Below are 16021 nucleotides of genomic sequence, written 5' to 3'. Positions count from 1 at the left end.
GCGGCGAAAGCCGGCGGACGTGAGGTGCCCGGCCTGGTCCTGGACATCGACGCCACGCTGATCACCTGCCATTCAGAAAAGGACCAGGCCGCACCCACCTATAAGGGCGGCTTCGGCTTCCACCCCCTGCTCTGTTTCCTGGCCAACACCGGCGAGGGCATGTCCGGGCGCCTTCGGCCCGGGAACGCCGGAGCCAACACCTCAGCGGATCACATCGCCGTGCTGGACGACGCTCTCGCACAGATCCCCGACGCCCACCGGCACGGCACCGACATCCTCGTCCGCACCGACAGCGCCGGATCCGCAAAGTCTTTCCTCACCCACGTCCGAGACCTGCGAACACGCGGAATCCGCACCTTCTTCTCGGCCGGATACGCCATCACCGAGCCGGTCCGCCGCGCGATCCGGGCCCTGCCCGAGCAGGTCTGGCACCCCGCCCTGGACCAGAACGGCACCCTCCGCGAGTCCGCCGAGATCGCCGAACTGACCGGCATGGTCGACCTTGCCGACTATCCGGACGGCACCCGCATCATCGTCCGCCGCGAACGTCCCCACCCCGGGGCCCAGCTCTCGCTGTTCGACCAGGACGAGGGCATGCGGCACCAGGTCTTCCTCACCGACACGCCGTTCACCTCCGGCTCGGCCCAGTTCCTGGAAGTCCGCCACCGCCAACACGCCGCCGTCGAGGACCACATCCGGTGCGGCAAGACCACCGGCTTCGGGCGCTTCCCCTCCCGCCGCTTCCCGGTCAACGCCGCCTGGCTCGAACTCAGCCTCGCGGCGATCGACCTCCTCGCCTGGACCCGCGTCCTCCTGCTGGACGGCGAACTCGCGGCTGCCGAACCCAAGAAACTCCGCTACCGGATCCTGCACGTCGCCGCCCGCATCACCCGGGGAGGCCGCCGCCTCCGCCTTCGGATATCGGCGACGTGGCCCTGGCGACATGAACTCGTAGCCGCATTCCACCGCCTGGCCGCACTGCCCCGCCCTGCCAGCTGACTCGCGGTTCCTGCCCACCTTCGACTCAAGGACCTTGGAGAACCCGACCCCGCGTCGGGCCCTCACCATGCCCACCGGCCGACACGGCCTGAAACAACCTCGCCCAGCCGCCCAGCAGACCCAACTGAAACGCCGAGGCTAACTGTCACCCAGGGAGCTGTCACGACTCTTTTCGGGCTTTTTGGTGGCTCCAGAACCTTGATGCCACTTCGCGAAGAAGCGTGACGAAAATCAGCCATAGTCCTGCAATGTAATGCCATCATGTGAACAAACTGCGTAGGTTCTGGGCTCGGTTCGGGATGTCCTGTGAAGCCCGACCGCAGAGTTCGTCCACTGGAACCGGAGGGGGAAATCGCATGGCTGACATCGACCTCGGCGTGGCGTCCGACTGGGACGAGGGGGACACCCACGGCCGCGTCAAGCTGCGGCAGAACCAGGTCTACCCGACCTCGCCGAAGAAGGACGTGCTCATCAGCTCCCCGGTGAGCATCGAGCTGTCCGTGAACACGAACCACTCCTCCTCGCAGGAGGCGGACAAAATCTACTTCACGACCCACCACGGCTCCACGAAGAAGATCATCGCGGTGCTCGACTCCGACGGCAACCTGCACATCGCCGGCCGACTGATCACCGAGCAGAAGGACCTCGGCTACTAGGCGGTTCCCTTCGGATCACCTCGCCGACCAAATGAAGATGGCGGCGATGCGGAGTCCGTCGAGGTAGATGGTGGCGGTCTCGTCGCATCGGGTGGCGAGGCCGCGCCACTGCTTGATCTTGTTCATGCAGCGCTCGACGGTGTTGCGCTGTTTGTAGGCGTCGCGGTCGAAGGCCGGCGGACGGCCACCGTGGCTGCCGCGGCGTTTGCGGTTCGCGGCCTGGTCGGCCGGGGAAGCCCCGCCCGTGAGTCCGTGACAGCTCTTCTCGCGCTGGGTCGGACGTGTTCGGCGATCACATTGCGCGACGCAGCCCTCGTCGCCGCCATCCCCCACGCAGAGCACCACGCCCTCATCGGGCACCAAAATGAGCTGGCCAACCACGCGCACCGACTGCTCAGCACCAGTACAGAGCGATACAAACGCGACAGCGCACTGGAGGCGCTGAACGCCTGGGGCCACGACACCAGCACCCTGGAAAACGCGAACGAGGTCGCCGCCCATGAACTTCGCACCCGCATGGCGGATCACGATCTGTGGTGGGCGAGCAACGGGACAGGCGACTGCGCCGAAGCCCCACTGTTCTGACGCAGAGAGGCCCAGTTCTCCACGCGTTAGTCGTCACTCAACGTATGCGCTTCACGGAAAAGTGAGCCTGAACCCGAGACATGACGTCGCGGGACGGGAGGAGTGTGTCCGAGATGCGGGTCAACGGGGCAAGGGGCATCACGCCAGGCTTCCCGTGAGGGCCGGGGCCGTCACGCCGTCAGACGGTCACCGCGATCGCGTACGCCGTCACCGCGATCAGCCCGGCCCAGATCACCACGACCAGCACCCGCCCCAGCAGCAGCCGGTCCGGCTGCTGGTAGATCCAAAACGGCTGTGCCACGACCGGTCGCCGGGGCTGCTCCACCGGCTCCGTCTCGGCCAGTTCCTGCGCCAGTCGGCGCAGCCGGGCGGCGAACTGTTCGGTCAGCTGCGGGTCCTGCTCGGACTCCGCGTCCCGCAGCTGCCGCATCAGCACGCCGAGCTCGCCCAGGGAGCCGGGCGGCACCGGGTGTGCGAGCAGTTGGTACAGCGTCTTGCCGAGTGCGCCCAGGTCGGAAGTGCGCGCCGGGGCGATCGTGCCGAAGCCGAGGATCTTCACGGCTCCGGTCGGGGTGAGCAGCAGGCGGGCGGGATCGATCCCGCTGTGCGTCATCCCGGCTTGGTGCGCGACCAGCAGGGCTTCCGCGACCTGGGCCCCGAAGTCGGCGAGCTGGGCCGGCCGGAACCAGCCGTCCAGCAGGTGGGCGTCCAGGGTGTACCCGGCGAGCCGCTCCATGGCGAGGAACGGCCTCCCCTCGTGCTCACCCACCGCGAGCACCGTGACGATCCCCGGGTGCCGCAACCTGACGGCCGGCCCCGGCACCTCGGCCAGCATCTTCACCACCACAGGCCGCCCCGACTCGGTGTCCTGCGCGAACCAGACCTCCCCCCAGCCAGCCCCGATCCGGTATCGCCCACCGACCACAGCGCCGATCTCCATGCTGCCCCCAACCCCTCGACCTGTCGCCGGGGAGTCCGCGCGAAGACCGTGGTGATCAGTGTGCCGCAACAGGTGCTGGACTTAACGCCCTCTGAAGGCTCCGAAGACCGCGCGAGACCGAGTGGGGCCCGGCACCGTGTGGTATCGGGCCCCACTCTTACGGTCGATCAGGACCGGGCGATCAGCCAGGCGATGACCAGGCCGGTCGCGAAGTCGCCGAGCCTGTACGCCACGCCGCACATGAAACTTGTGTGGACGCTCTGTCCACGGCTGACCAGCCATTTCCGCAGGTGGCGGGCAACTGGCCCCCGTCCTCTGTCCACGCTGAAACTGTGCTCGGGAGGTGGTTTCGCGTTACTCTGCATTCGGAGTCCTTCCGTCTTGCTGATGCTTGGACGCCGCGCAAGGAGCCCCCTCGACCCATGGCCTAGGAAACCGCGTCGAGGAAGCGGGGCTCCTTTTGCATTGATGAAGAGTGTAGTTGGACGGTGCGTCAGACCAGCGTCCTCTCAAGGGGACTTGACAGCACCCGGGGGAAATTCAGGACATTCTAGTACAGCGTTGGCTGAATTCCCTGGAACTGGGGATCGCCAGATCTTCCGAGAACTTCCGGGACTCACCGAAGCCCCAAGATTCGGCAGTGACGGTCATCACGTTTCCGTGCTGCTCTCACGAAGGGCGTGTCGTGGTACACGTCGGCCCTACCAGCCGAGGTGCTGGTGGGGCCGAAGTGGCTTGAGCAGGTCGGAGGAGTGCCTGCTCAAGCTCGGGTCCTGCGGTCTGGCGCCCGGGCTTGCGGTGGGTCATGCGGCTTCGCACGGCCTGGCCGGGGAGTGGGCGCGGGGACACCGGGGCTCCCTGGCCGGCCGTACGTTTCAATCGTGGAGCATGGGTAAGTTTGTCCGGGCTGCCACTTCCCCCGGGGGCGGCTTCGGGGAGTTCGACTTCGGCGCCGATGCCTGCCGCTCGGAGGCCAGCGGCAATCTCCTCGGCCCCGGCAACTGACCTTCGGACTACTGGGGGCACTTGGCGGTGAGCAAGGCGGGGGCTGCGGCTGCCATGTCGGTCAGGGTGGTGCACACCGGTACGCCGTGACGGCGGGCCACGAGATCAGGTACCTGTTGCGCTCCGGGTTGGGGCAGTCGGGCGGGCAGCCCAGCACTGCCCTGCCTGTCGGAGCGTCCAGGCCGAATTCCACGTTGGTGATCACGCCCGGCATGGTGCGCAGGTCGCGGGGGATCCAGAACGGGACCTGGACCAAGCCGAGTCCGAAAGCCGATCCAGACATCCACAACGGAGCTTTACTTTCTCTTTGCTTCGTGTGGGGGGTAATCCGAGCCAAGCTCACGGCGGCCGGGGGTACCTGGTTGGGCGCGATCGAACGTCAGCGGGCGCACTGCAGTTGCTGCCCGCCCCTTCTGATTCCTTGAAATCGGCGCCCCGGCGCCAATCCGGCTGCGGGTCGTCACTTGCCGATATCGGTCAGGAATCGGTCGATTCATCGTCAATCGTCTTGCTTCGCCACCGGGCGAGCTCGTGGCGGGCCTTCAGAGTGGCTGGGTGGTCGGGGCCCTGTACACGTAGCCGGTCGGCCAGCAGCTCCTCGAACGCGGCGGCAGCGCCCGCCGCGTCCCCCGCCTCACCCCGGAAGTAGGCGACGTTGTGCCGGGCGTCCATGGCGCCGGGATGGTCGGGCCCCAGCACACGCATCATGTCAGCCAGCAGCTCCTCGAACGCGGCCGCAGCACCCGCCGCGTCCCCCGCCTCACCCGACCAGTAGGCGAGACCATGGCGGGAGCTCAGAGTGGCTGGGTGGTCGGGGCCCTGTACGCGTAGCTGGTTGGCCAGCAGCTCCTCGAACGCGACGGCAGCGCCCGCCGCGTCCCCCGCCTCTCCCCACCACCGGGCGAGGTCTTTGCGGGCGCTCAGGGTGTCGGGGTGGTCGGGGCCCAGCACCCGCAGCCGGTCGGCCAGCAGCCCCTCGAACGCGGCGGCAGCACCCGCCGCGTCCCCCGCCTCACCCCACCACGCGGCGAGGTTGTGGCGAGCGCTCAGGGTGTCGGGGTGGTCGGGGCCCAACACGCGCAGCCGGTCGGCCAGCAGCCCCTCGAACGTGGCCGCGCCCCCAGCCGTGCACCCTGCCCTTACTCGCCACCGGGCGAGCTCGTGGCGGGCCGTCAGGGTGGCTGGGTGGTCCGGGCCCTGTACACGTAGGCGGTCGGCCAGCAGCTCCTCGAACGCGGCCGCAGCGCCCGCCGCGTCCCCCGTCGCACCCCGAAAGTAGGCGACGTTATGCCGGGCGTTCAGGGTGTCGGGGTGGTCGGGTCCCAGCACACGTAGCCGGTCGGCCAGCAGCTCCTCGAACGCGGCCGCAGCGCCCGCCGCGTCCCCCGCCTCACCGCGCCAGTAGGCAAGGTTGTGGCGGACGTTCAGGGTGTCGGGGTGGTTCGGACCCAGCACCCGCATCACGTCAGCCAGCGAGTCTTGCAACGCGGCGGCAGCACCCGCCGCGTCCCCCGCCTCGCCTCGGCACCGGGCGAGGTTGTTGCGGGCGGCCAGGGCGTATGGATGGTCGGGTCTGAGGTGGTGGGAGGTCGCCTCGGACAGGCGAGAGAAGTGGGCGGTGGCGGCGGTGGCCTGGCCGGCTTGGCTGAGGCTTTGGCCGGCGCGGAAGAGCACCCGGTGCGGTGCGGGCTGGTACAGAGCGTCTTCTGCGATGTGAATGAGGGCGTCTGTGTTGGCGCGCAGCGCCTGGGTGAGGAGGGTGTCTCGCTCGACGGCCGGCCATGCGGCGGTCAGGGCGTCAGCTGCAGTGTGGGCGAGAGGGGTGAGTTGGTTGGGGGCTACGGTGTCGCGGGTGGCGCGTTGGACGAGCTGGTGGACTCGGGCGGCCTGATGGAGGGTGTTGGGAGTGTGGTCAATCAGGCTGAGACGGTGCAGGGCTGACAGGGCGCCGACTGCGTCCTCGACTGTCACCTCAGCCGGTTCACGATCGACGGCAGCGCGGTGAGCGGTGAGATAGGCACGAGCGGGTTCGCTGGTGAGGACAGTGCGGGGGACGCCGTTGGCGTCGAGCATCGCGGCGAGCTGGAGCATAGGACGGGCCAGGCCTGCTGGGCGGAGCTGGTCGGCGCGTTCGATGGATAGGGACCAGGTGGCGGCCACGGTGGCGGTCTGGTCGTCGGGCAGTGCGCCGGGTTCTGGCAGCAGGTCGGTCAGCTTCCTGATCCGATCGGCCAGCAGCTCCCGGTAGGAGGCACAGGTCAGGTCCGCATCGATGGTGTGGGCGGCGGCCTGGGCCAGCGCGAGAGGCAAGTATCCGAGCTCGGAGGCCAGGCTGCTGATCTGGTCGGCCGGCTCGTGGCGGTCGTGCGCGGCGAGTACGGCGGTGAAGTAGGCGGCGGCTTCCTGGGGTGTGAACAGGCCCACGGTCACCCGGCGCCGTCCTGCTCCGGTCAGGGCGGCCTCGCGGCGCCGTGTGGTGACCAGGGCGCGGCCGTGGCGGCTGGTGGGCGGCCACCAGCCGCGCATATCGGCGGGATCCGCGACGTCGTCGAGTACGACCAGCCACCGGCAGGGTTTCTGGTCGGCTTTGGGTTCCAGCCAGGCCAGGAACGCTCGCGCGGCCTGCTCCGGGTCGCCGGGGTCGGCGGCAAGGACCTCTACGCCGGCCTGCGCGTATCCGGCCGTGATCGCTGAGCGGCTGCTCGCGGTGATCCATACCAGTACGTCGACCTCGCCGTTTTCCCATGTGGTGCGGGCGTAGTTGGCGGCCAGCTGGGTTTTGCCCACTCCACCGGTCCCGGTCAGGACCTGGGTGAGCACTGCGGTGCCCCCGCGGTCGACCGCTGCTCGCAACTGGTCGACTTCGGCCCGGTGCTGGAAGGACTGGGCGCGCGGCGGGAGCAAGCCAACTTGGTGTGGCCATGCGGCGCGTGTGCGAGGAGCGGCCTGCTGCACCAAGGTGAAGCGGTCGACCGCCAAGTACCCGGTGTTGGCCAGGCCGCCCTCACTGGCGGTGGCGTCTCCCGTATGACGCACGTGTACCGGGCCGGTGGTGCTTGGGGCCGGTCCGGTGTAGCCGGTCGCCACCGTGGCGCCGTCGCTAGCGTTGGCAGTGCCAGTGCCCACGGCGGTGACCGACGGCTCGCTCTTTGCGTCCGCGGCCCCGGGATCAACGTTGGGCTCCCTGTCCGGGGCAGGGCGGCGCTTGGGCCATCGCACCATCGGACAGAAACCTCCCACGTACTCTGACCATTCCAGCCCGGTCAGCTGAAGTCGATACCCGTGCTCGCGCTGCTGTCGGGCCCGTCCGCGATGGCGTCCCCCGTTCGCTCCGCCCGAACCGGACCATGCCCGGCCCCCTGCGGGCCGCGTACACCGCTGGACGCCCGGCCACCCCCGGTGGCTCTGGCCTTTCCGGTGTCGACCGCCGCGGCTCCGGGCTGCAGGCCGGCCGGGGACGGCACCAGCGCCCACGCCAGGGCGGCGATACCGGTAGCGCCCTGGACCGAAGCGGCGACCAACTGCCCAGTGTCCGGGTTGTCGAGCAGCCAGAAGAACGGTGTCGACACGGACAGCATCACCGCTGCCACCAGGACCATGATTTTCCTACGTCGTGACACCCCCACACTCCCTTCCCGGCAGCCAGCGACTGCCTGCCCTGGCAGGATCGGACGAACTTCACAGGTAGCACAGGACGGCTCTGCGTATCCACCGGTTCCCGTGCACTGACCCACCGTTCACACAACGCCCGGCACGGGCCGATCACCAACACCGCTGGGCAGCGCGGCGACTCCCCGCAGTTCGAGCCGGTCCTGGACAAGATCTGCGTCGCCCGCATGGGTTCGGGCCGGCCGCGGACCCGGCCCGACCGGGTCCGCGCCGACAAGGCGTACGCCTCCTGAAGAAACCGTGCCTGCCTGCGCAAGCGTGGCATCTGCTGCACCGTCCCGGACAAGGCGACCAGGCCCGCAACCGCAAGAAGCGCGGCTCGCGCGGCGGCCGCCCACCGACGACAAGATCGACTACCGGGCTCGGCACGCGTCGAGTGCGGTATCAATCGGGTGAGGTCGACTCGGGGCGCCCTGCTGGTGTCTCCACCAGTGGTTTCCCCGAGCCGCCTCCCGAACCCGGCGTGCCCGTCTCCGGGCACCGGGCTCTCCACAAATCCCGTTTCGGGGTGCTCAGTTGCTCATGCCGTAATGGGCCACGGAGCAGGAATGAGTTTTCCCCGGTATCGGTATCTGGCCGTGCTTACCTTTGCCGGGTTCAACAGTTCCGCTTCCTCCGTGACAGGCCACCAGCCCCCGTCGTAAGGGCCTTCCCCCGAACCGAACTGCCCCCAGCTTCAACCGGATTGCTACGACAATCCGGCGGTGAAGGTCTCTCACCTCACTCGATCCCATGGCGCCTCGTGGCGCACCCACGAGATACGACAAACTCGCGGTCTGCTGTGAGGCCACCGTCCTTAGCGTGGCCATCAACGAGTGGCTGTGCCCAGCACTTTCAACCAAGGTGCGGAGGCCATCAGCGGTGGCCCAGCACGTTAACCACCCTTCCGCTGGGGTCGCGGACGAAGAACCGCCGCACGCCCCACTCCTCATCCTGCAAGGGGTGCACGATCTCCGCGCCGCTGTCCCGCATGACCGCATAAGCCGCATCCACGTCGTCCACCTCGACACTCATGTCGGGGGTGACGGGCGCGGTCTTGTCACTGGTCATGACGCTGATTTGCGCTGCCGGGGTGAACGCGGAGGCGAACGGGGTGATCCAGCCGTGGTTCGTTTGGAGCCTCGGGGGCGTCTCTACAAGTACCGTGATCTCGAGCTGCACGTTGAGAGCGGTCTGTGGCGAACGGGTGCGTTTCAGCCAGGCCGCCGGGACGGCGGCGTGAGGAGTACGGCGTCGCCGCGTGCGCCCTCTGTGGCCACGGGCTCAATCAGTCCGGCCTCCCACTCGCGGGTTGACCGGTGTGAGAACTCCGAGTCGGTCCTCGATCGCCTGGGCCGCACCCAGGCACAGGTCCTCCCGGAACGCGCGCCCGACGATCTGTACTCCGCAGGGGAGCCCGTCGACCATCCCGGTCGGTACGGCCACACCGGGCACGCCCACGAAGCTGGTCACGGTGCACAGGCGCATTCCCGACCCGACACGGTCCCTACCTGACCTGTCACGCGACTCCAGCCCCGGCTCGACCGGTGGCTCGGTGAAGACCGGGCCGAGCAACAGCGGGTATTCGTCGAGGAATTCGGCCCACGAACGGCGGATGTTCATCCAGGTGCCCATCAACTTCATGAACTGCTCCGCGCTTACGGGCGGGGTCTGCTCCATCGCCATCTCGATAAAGCGGTCCCCGCCCTTGCCGAGCAGCCCGCGCACCACCGGCCAGGTCGGGGCGAACTCGGTCACAGTGATCCGGCCGTACGCCTCAAGGGCCTCGTCCATCCGCGGTACGTCGTGCTCCTCGCGCACGTCGTATCCGGCGTCGCGGAGCGCGTCGGCCGCGGACGCGATGGCTCCGCGAATCGCAGGGTGGACGCCGTGCCCGCCAGGGTCCGCCACGACCGCGACCTTCACGCGTCCGGGGAGCGGTTCGCCGTAGGCGGGCACCGGTACGGCCCGTGGGTCTCGCGGATCGGTCCCAGCCAGCGCCTCGTAAGCCAGCCGTAGGTCGCCCACGCTCCGGGCCAGCGGGCCGTCGGTGACCAGCATCTGGGACGCCGGGCCCGGGTCGTCCGGGCCGAGAACGCGATGGTCGGCGGGAAACCGGCCTGTGGACGGCTTCAGCCCGGCCACACCGCAGAACTGGGCCGGGATGCGCACTGACCCGCCAGAGTCGTTGCCGAGCCCGAGCGCTGCCATGCCCGTGGCAACGGCCACCGCGTCGCCTCCGCTGGAGCCGCCAGGGGTCCGGCTGCTGTCCCACGGGTTGACCGTGTCGCCGAACAGTTCGCTGCGCGTGTGCATCCCCGCCAGGATCAGGGTGGGGATGTTGCTGTGCCCGATGGGGATGGCTCCGGCTGCGCGCAGCCGTGCCACCGGGGGTGCGTCGGCCGACGCCACCAGATCGCGGAAGCGCCCCGTGCCGAACGTGGTCGGCACGCCTTCGACGGCGGTGCTCTCCTTCACCGTGAAGGGCACCCCCGCGAGGGGCCCCAGCGCTTCACCGGCGGCCCGCCGACGGTCTGTTCGTGTCGCGGCCTCGCGTGCCCGCTCCGCTAGGAGCTGCGTGACCGCGTTCACCTGCGGGTTGACCTCGGCGATGCGATCCAGGTGACTGTCGACCAGTTCGACGGCTGAGATCTCTGCGCTGCGTACAGCCTCCGCCTGCGCGGCGGCCGGCATCTTCCACAGGGCGTCCTGCATGGCTTCACCTTCCTCGTCCACGTTCCGATGCGCTTGCATCGGAACCGTACCCGGGAACCGATACGTGCGCATCGGATAAACTGCGCTGCGAAGCGGAGCGCTGTGAAACTGAGAGGCGATCGGACATGCCCAGGCAGGTGGACCACGTGAGCCGACGCCGTCTCATCGCCGAGGCCGTATGCCACCTCGCCGACGAAGGCGGACTGGAGGGCGTGACCCTTCGCGATGTCGCTGCCCGCGCGCAGGTGTCGATGGGCGCAGTTCAGCGGTGCTTCCGCACCAAGGAAGAGATGCTGGTGTTCGCTCTCGGGTACATCAGCGAGCGGATCAGCGAGCGTGTACAGGCCCGACTCCTCAGGAGCCCGGCCCAGTCGGCCAGCACCGCCCTGGGCCACGCGGCCGCCGAGATCTCACTGCTCCGGGAAGAGCGCCGCGCCGAGGCCAGGGTCTGGCTCGCCTTCGTCGCGCAGGCGGCTGTGAACAAGGCGCTCGCCAGGACGTTGACGGCGAACTACGCGCACCTGCAGGAGGCGTTCACCCGCCTCATCTCGGAAGCCGGCGAGGGCGCCGACTGCGCCGTGCGCCTCGATCCGCAGCTCGAGGCCCGCACCCTCCTCGCCCTCGCGGACGGCCTCACCGCGCATGCCCTCATCGGCCACCTCACCCCGCACGAAGCACACGACGTCCTCCACACGCACCTGGCCCGCCTCTGGGAGTAACCGGTCACGCGCACCCCTACCCCGGTGCAGAAACGCCCCACAGCAGTTCAAGGGCAGCCTTGCCGTTCTCGTCGTCCGCGACCGAAGCCAGCGGCCGGCCTACCCGTCACGGACATGTCTGCCACGCAAAGCGCCAGATCAGAACCCATGACGAGCCACCGAGCCATCCACAAGCCACTGCTTGCCTGTTCTCCACGGCTTTCCCGGCGAGGACGCAGGTGGCTCAGGGCTGACGGATCGTGATGCCGCGGATCCAGTCGCCTTCGATGAGCGGCCGGCGACTGGTGTGGCGGACTGGTCGGCCTCGGAGTCGGTGGCGAGGTTTCGGTAGGTGTCCAGGCACACGTGCCGGCTGTCGGGGTAGCGGGCAGCGAGAACAGACTTGCCGCAGCCCGGCGGTCCGATCGTCCAGCCCTTCCCAAGCGATCCTGAGTTTCTCGGTCAGCCACCCGGTGTCGTCGTCCGCAACGGGATCGAGGCGGCTCTCGATCGCGGTCAGGCGGCCGGCGTCCGGGAGGCTCGCGGCGAGGTAGGCGTCGGCACGTAGGAGCTCGTCGGCGGTGAACTCTTTCCTCAGCCGTGGTTCCACTCCGGCCTTGAGGGTGCCGCCGTAGCAGGCCATGCTGCGGATATCCACGGCCAGACGGGCGAGCTGCCAGTCGCTCCAGCCATCCTTGGCCCTGTGCTCGCGGAAGCTCATCGGCGGCCGCCCTTACGCAGGGTGATCCTCTCCGTTCAGGCGGCCCTGGCGGAGGCTCTGTCAGGCCTTCGTGGAAGACTGCGGCGCATGTCTCTCGCCGACCTCACCTTTGACCAGTGGCGGGTCATTCGACCTCTCGACCGCCCGCCAAGTCGCACAAGAGGCAGCTGATCGGGCAGGCGGCCTCGTGGCTTCCGTTGAGGCCGTCGAGCACCTCGACTCCCGGATGCACCGCGTCCTGATCAAACGGAATGCACAGGAATTCGCACTGGTGCCGGGTGGCACAGTGACGCTCGGATTCGATCTCGACACCTGGCGACCGACGTCCGAGCAGGCCGCCGACTACCAGGAGAGCCTGGAACAGGGCTTCGGGTATGGCCCCGATCTGCGGGCCCACCTTGCTCATTTGCTCAGCCCGCGCCGGCACGTCACCGTGGCGACGGTGCTCATGGCGGTGGAAGGCGAGAACCTGACCGAGCCTCCCACCGAAATGCCGGCTGTGCTCGCGGCTCGCGGCCTGCGGATGCCGAGCTCCGATGAGTGGGAACACGCCTGCGGGGCCGGTGCGAACACCCTGTTCCGATGGGGCAATGACTGTCCTCTCGACCGGACCCCCCCGACGATCACACCGGTCCACAGCATCGACCGAACGCGCTGGGCCTGCACATCGCCTACGACACGTACCGGACCGAGCTGACGAGCGATGTCACCGCGGTGCACGGCGGCGACGGCGGCGAGGCGGCGTGCGGCAGCTACGGCCACATGCTCGGGTGGCTGCCCCTGGCCACGGCCAACCGCAACCCCTTCTTCGCCGAGTTCGCGTACGGGCCGGATGGCGAAGACATGTACGAGGACTTCTCCACCCGGCCGATATTCGAGCTCTGATCGTCCAGAGCCCGCCCTGCGACCTCAGCCCGTCGCGGTATTCATGAGCGTCGTGCCACCTCGGCCGCATAGGCGTTCCTGTTGGCGCCTGCCGACCAGAACTGACCGCTCGCGATGCTGATACCCAGGAGCCATGGAGGACAGCGGGGGGCATCTGAGCGGCGAGGTCACTTCCTCGGCCTGGTGCTGTCCGAGGAGCTCGCCGTCCGTGACGACCGCCGTTTCCGCCAGGGCCTGCGACTGTCCCGGCTGCCGCACCACAAGACGCTCGATGAGTACGACTTTTCCTTCCAGCCGAACCTCGACCCGCGGAAGGTCAAGCGCCTCGCCACCCTCTCGTTCGTCGACGGCAGGACGAAGGGCGCGTGCTGCGCGTGGATCCGTTCCATGTCGGTACGGCTGCATACCGCCCTCTTCGGCACCTCCGCGCGCTTCCGCGGTCTTGAGCTGGATGTTCAGAGAAGGGATATTCTTGCTTCGGCCGGAGGCCGGACGAGAATCCCGGCCCGATTACGGCGGGCCGGGATTCTCTGGCATGCGCATCAGGCGGTTGCAGCTTTTAGTAACCGCCGAATTCGCCACCCTCGCCCTTCTCGTCGTGGTGGCGCTTGATGACGCGGAAGCTGGCGACGACTCCGTGCTTGACCTTCACTCCGTCACCCGTCTTCTCGTGGTGCTTCTTCTCGTGGTGCTCGCCCTTCTCGCAGTTCTCGTCCTCGTCGTCCTTGCCGGGGCGGATGTTGTTGGCGGAGCTGTAGCGGCCGACGGTGGCGATGGGCGCGCCGTTGTCGCACACGGCTCCGCGGAAGACCTCAACTTCGTTGCGGCTGTCGTTGCGGATGTTCAAGCTCTTGGCACCCAGGCCGCTGACGACGGTGATGCAGCCGTCGGGGCGACCGGCGTATTCGCGCTCGTTGATGTGGATCCGGCCCTCCTCGTGATGGCGCTTGCCCCCGCGCTCGTTGCCCCCGCGCTCGTTGCCGCCGCGCTCGTTTCCTTCGTTGCCCTTGCCCGTGTTGCCGCCCTCGCCACCCATGGGGGCCTGGGCGGGCAGGGCGACCGGGGCCACCTGGGCCTGGGGGGCGGAGACCGCGGAGGCGTAGGTGATACCGGTCGCGGTCAGTGCCGCGGCGGCCGCGACGGCCGTGGCGATCGCGTGGGAACGGGTCATGATCATGTCGCTTGTTCTCCTTCTCGGGCTCAGAGACAGTCTCGCTGTGACAGCCAGCGCATGATCGAACGTACTAACACCCCCCATTGCTGTCATATCAGGCAAATTGGGATCCCTGTTTTGCTGGGCCGATCGGGTCTGCAGAACTTCCTCACGCTGCTCCGACGATGAACTGATCCACCGTCAAACTTGCCTTGAGCGTGGGTGATTGGAAGACAATTAGCCCTTGCAGGTGATCTTCTGACGTCTAATCACCCGCTGGCAGCGCGAAATGTCGGCAAGTCGCTGCTTGACATGTGGCCTGTCTAGGTTCCAAGGAGACCTGCCGGCATACGGTTCCGGGTCCGGACTGGTAATCCCGTGGCGGGATGCACCTGTCGCGTATGGGCCGTGGGGCCGGATCTACGACCTGTTTCGCCGGTGGCAGCGGAACGGCACCTGGCAGCAGATCCTCACCCGGCTCCAGTCCCTGGCCGACGCGAAGGCGGCTGTCCACGGATGTGGTCGCACCGCTCTGCGGGTGAACGAACAACGAGATCGGGGCCGGTACGGAAACGGGCACCGGAGCGGGGCGGCGAACACATGATCAGCGAAGCCACGTTGGGATGAAAAAGGGTTCTCCGGGTGGCGTGGTCGGCGTGTGGCCGACAGCCTGTTGGCGTCCGTCCGGCAGGTCGCGGGATGCCGGGAGGCCGCCGCTGCGACGACGGACCGACCGGGGCTCCCGTCGCGTACGGGATTCGTGACCGTTCCGGCGCTCGGGCCGGCAGAGGGTGAGGAAGATCGTGACAGCTACCCCTCAGGACACGGGCCGGGCTCCCGTTTTCCCGATGGACAGGACCTGTCCCTACGGAATGCCTCCCGGATACACGGCGCTGCGCGAGCGGAGGCCGCTCTCGCGGGTGGCTCTGAGCGACGGGCGAGAGGTGTGGCTCGTGTCCGGGAACTACGAGGGGAGAGCTCTGTTGTGTGATCCCCGGCTGTCGTCCAACACCAGCCGTCCGGGCTTTCCTCGTCTGGCCGGGCAGGAGGTGCCAGAGCTCCCGCTGATCGGCACGGATGACCCCGTACACGCGGAGCAGCGCCGCTTGTTGGCGTCCAGCTTCGGTATCCGCCGGATCGCCCCTGCGCCCGCAGATCGAGCGCACCGCGGAGGAACTGATCGACGTCATGCTCGCCCGGGGTGCCAGCGCCGAGCTCGTCGGAGCCTACTCACTTCCCCTGGCGTGCGACGCGTCCTTCGCATTCCTCGGTGTACCGCGCGAGGAACGGCACCTGCTCAAAGATTTGGTGCGGAGCACGCTTGTGGGCTCTCCGGAGAACAAGACACACGCCTCTGGGCAGGCCTTCACCGGCATTCAGGACTATCTGCGGGAGTTGATCGCGCGAAAGGAGCAGAATCCCGGTGACGGGCTGATCGATGAACTCCTCACGAGCCACCCGCTCCGTGACGAGGCAGACCGGGACGAACTGGTGCTGCTCTGCACTGTTCTTGCGACCGGCGGGAACGAAACCACTTCGGCGACCATCGCCACCGCAGTCTTCGCCTTGTTCGAACACCCTGAACAGGCGGAGATGTTGAAGGGGGATTCCAGCCTGACGGTGGCTGCGGTCGAGGAGCTGACCCGGTTCATCTCGGCTGGTGACGCGCTTCTGCGAGCGGCCGTCGCGGACATCGAGATCGCCGGGCACACCATCAGGGCCGGAGACGGTGTGATCATCTCCACGATGCTGATGAACCGGGACCCGGGGGCGTGGGACGGTCCCGATGTCCTGGACATCCGACGCAGGGCCACCCGACATGTCGCCTTCGGTTACGGCATCCACCAGTGCGTGGGGCAGAACTTGGCCCGCGCGGTGATGGAGATCGCGCTGAACACGTTGCTGAGGCGCGTCCCCGCCCTCCGTCTGGCCGTCCCCGTCGACCAGGTGCGGAGCACCACTGCCACCACGCAGGAAGGCGTCGCCGAGCTGCCGGTCATCTGGTAGTGCGAGTCC

Annotated in this window: 14 protein-coding genes and 3 pseudogenes; 7 read left to right on the top strand and 10 right to left on the bottom strand. The window is 68.2% G+C overall.

The features are described 5' to 3' along the window. Positions 1-999, top strand: a 999-nt coding sequence (locus ACIRJP_RS35280) for an IS1380 family transposase (RefSeq protein ID WP_404183414.1), incomplete at its 5' end; no start/stop codon positions are given. Between the two features lie 356 nt (positions 1000-1355). Further along, on the top strand, positions 1356-1655 hold the full coding sequence (locus ACIRJP_RS35275) for a DUF6342 family protein (protein ID WP_327162597.1): 300 nt from the start codon (positions 1356-1358) through the stop codon (positions 1653-1655). 15 nt (positions 1656-1670) lie between these two features. Here the strand turns inward: ACIRJP_RS35275 and ACIRJP_RS35270 are convergent. From ACIRJP_RS35270 to ACIRJP_RS35235, 8 genes and pseudogenes are all read right to left on the bottom strand, one after another. Next, a pseudogene (locus tag ACIRJP_RS35270) lies at positions 1671-1880 on the bottom strand (IS5/IS1182 family transposase); the annotation flags it as partial. 538 nt (positions 1881-2418) lie between these two features. Then, positions 2419-3180 carry a hypothetical protein gene (locus ACIRJP_RS35265; RefSeq protein WP_404183411.1) on the bottom strand — a complete coding sequence of 254 codons (762 nt, stop codon included), beginning with the start codon at positions 3178-3180 and terminating at the stop codon, positions 2419-2421. Between the two features lie 167 nt (positions 3181-3347). Beyond that, positions 3348-3503: a hypothetical protein gene (locus ACIRJP_RS35260; RefSeq protein WP_404183408.1), complete on the bottom strand. Its 156-nt coding sequence runs from the start codon at positions 3501-3503 to the stop codon at positions 3348-3350. Positions 3504-4246: 743 nt separating this feature from the next. Beyond that, positions 4247-4390, bottom strand: a complete 144-nt coding sequence (locus ACIRJP_RS35255; protein ID WP_404183405.1) for a hypothetical protein — start codon at positions 4388-4390, stop codon at positions 4247-4249. A gap of 272 nt (positions 4391-4662) precedes the next feature. After that, positions 4663-7089: an FxSxx-COOH system tetratricopeptide repeat protein gene (gene fxsT, locus ACIRJP_RS35250; RefSeq protein ID WP_404183402.1), complete on the bottom strand. Its 2427-nt coding sequence runs from the start codon at positions 7087-7089 to the stop codon at positions 4663-4665. Positions 7090-7448: 359 nt separating this feature from the next. Further along, positions 7449-7805 (bottom strand): hypothetical protein, encoded by a 357-nt coding sequence (locus ACIRJP_RS35245; RefSeq protein ID WP_404183399.1) that lies wholly within the window; start codon positions 7803-7805, stop codon positions 7449-7451. 904 nt (positions 7806-8709) lie between these two features. Continuing rightward, a complete protein-coding gene (locus ACIRJP_RS35240) occupies positions 8710-9015 on the bottom strand; it encodes a VOC family protein (RefSeq protein WP_404183396.1) in 306 nt (101 codons plus the stop codon). Positions 9016-9117: 102 nt separating this feature from the next. Beyond that, positions 9118-10548, bottom strand: coding sequence for an amidase (locus ACIRJP_RS35235; RefSeq protein WP_404183393.1), 1431 nt, complete (start codon positions 10546-10548; stop codon positions 9118-9120). Between the two features lie 125 nt (positions 10549-10673). Between ACIRJP_RS35235 and ACIRJP_RS35230 the strand changes: the two genes are divergently transcribed. Continuing rightward, the gene (locus tag ACIRJP_RS35230) at positions 10674-11267 is read left to right on the top strand and encodes a TetR/AcrR family transcriptional regulator (RefSeq protein ID WP_404183391.1); all 594 of its coding nucleotides are present in this window, start codon (positions 10674-10676) and stop codon (positions 11265-11267) included. A 223-nt stretch (positions 11268-11490) separates the two neighbouring features. On the opposite strand, the gene ACIRJP_RS35225 is transcribed toward ACIRJP_RS35230, so the two are convergent. Then, positions 11491-11967 (bottom strand): hypothetical protein, encoded by a 477-nt coding sequence (locus ACIRJP_RS35225; protein ID WP_404183389.1) that lies wholly within the window; start codon positions 11965-11967, stop codon positions 11491-11493. An 87-nt stretch (positions 11968-12054) separates the two neighbouring features. Between ACIRJP_RS35225 and ACIRJP_RS35220 the strand changes: the two are divergent. Both ACIRJP_RS35220 and ACIRJP_RS35215 read left to right on the top strand, forming a co-directional pair. Beyond that, a pseudogene (locus ACIRJP_RS35220) lies at positions 12055-12852 on the top strand (hypothetical protein). Positions 12853-13023: 171 nt separating this feature from the next. Further along, positions 13024-13218 (top strand): annotated as a pseudogene (locus ACIRJP_RS35215) (ATP-binding protein); the annotation flags it as partial. Between the two features lie 193 nt (positions 13219-13411). Here ACIRJP_RS35215 and ACIRJP_RS35210 read toward each other — a convergent pair. After that, on the bottom strand, positions 13412-14029 hold the full coding sequence (locus ACIRJP_RS35210) for a hypothetical protein (RefSeq protein ID WP_404183386.1): 618 nt from the start codon (positions 14027-14029) through the stop codon (positions 13412-13414). A gap of 265 nt (positions 14030-14294) precedes the next feature. Between ACIRJP_RS35210 and ACIRJP_RS35205 the strand changes: the two genes are divergently transcribed. Further along, a complete protein-coding gene (locus ACIRJP_RS35205; protein WP_404183383.1) occupies positions 14295-14609 on the top strand; it encodes a transposase in 315 nt (104 codons plus the stop codon). A gap of 473 nt (positions 14610-15082) precedes the next feature. Next, entirely contained in the window at positions 15083-16012 is a 930-nt protein-coding gene (locus ACIRJP_RS35200; protein ID WP_404183380.1) for a cytochrome P450, read from the top strand. Positions 16013-16021 lie beyond the last annotated feature (9 nt).

Source organism: Streptomyces sp. NPDC102437 (genome assembly GCF_044765565.1).
Classification (GTDB): domain Bacteria; phylum Actinomycetota; class Actinomycetes; order Streptomycetales; family Streptomycetaceae; genus Streptomyces.
The sequence above is the reverse complement of the archived record's forward strand: the minus strand, read 5'-3'. Positions and strand labels throughout refer to the sequence as shown.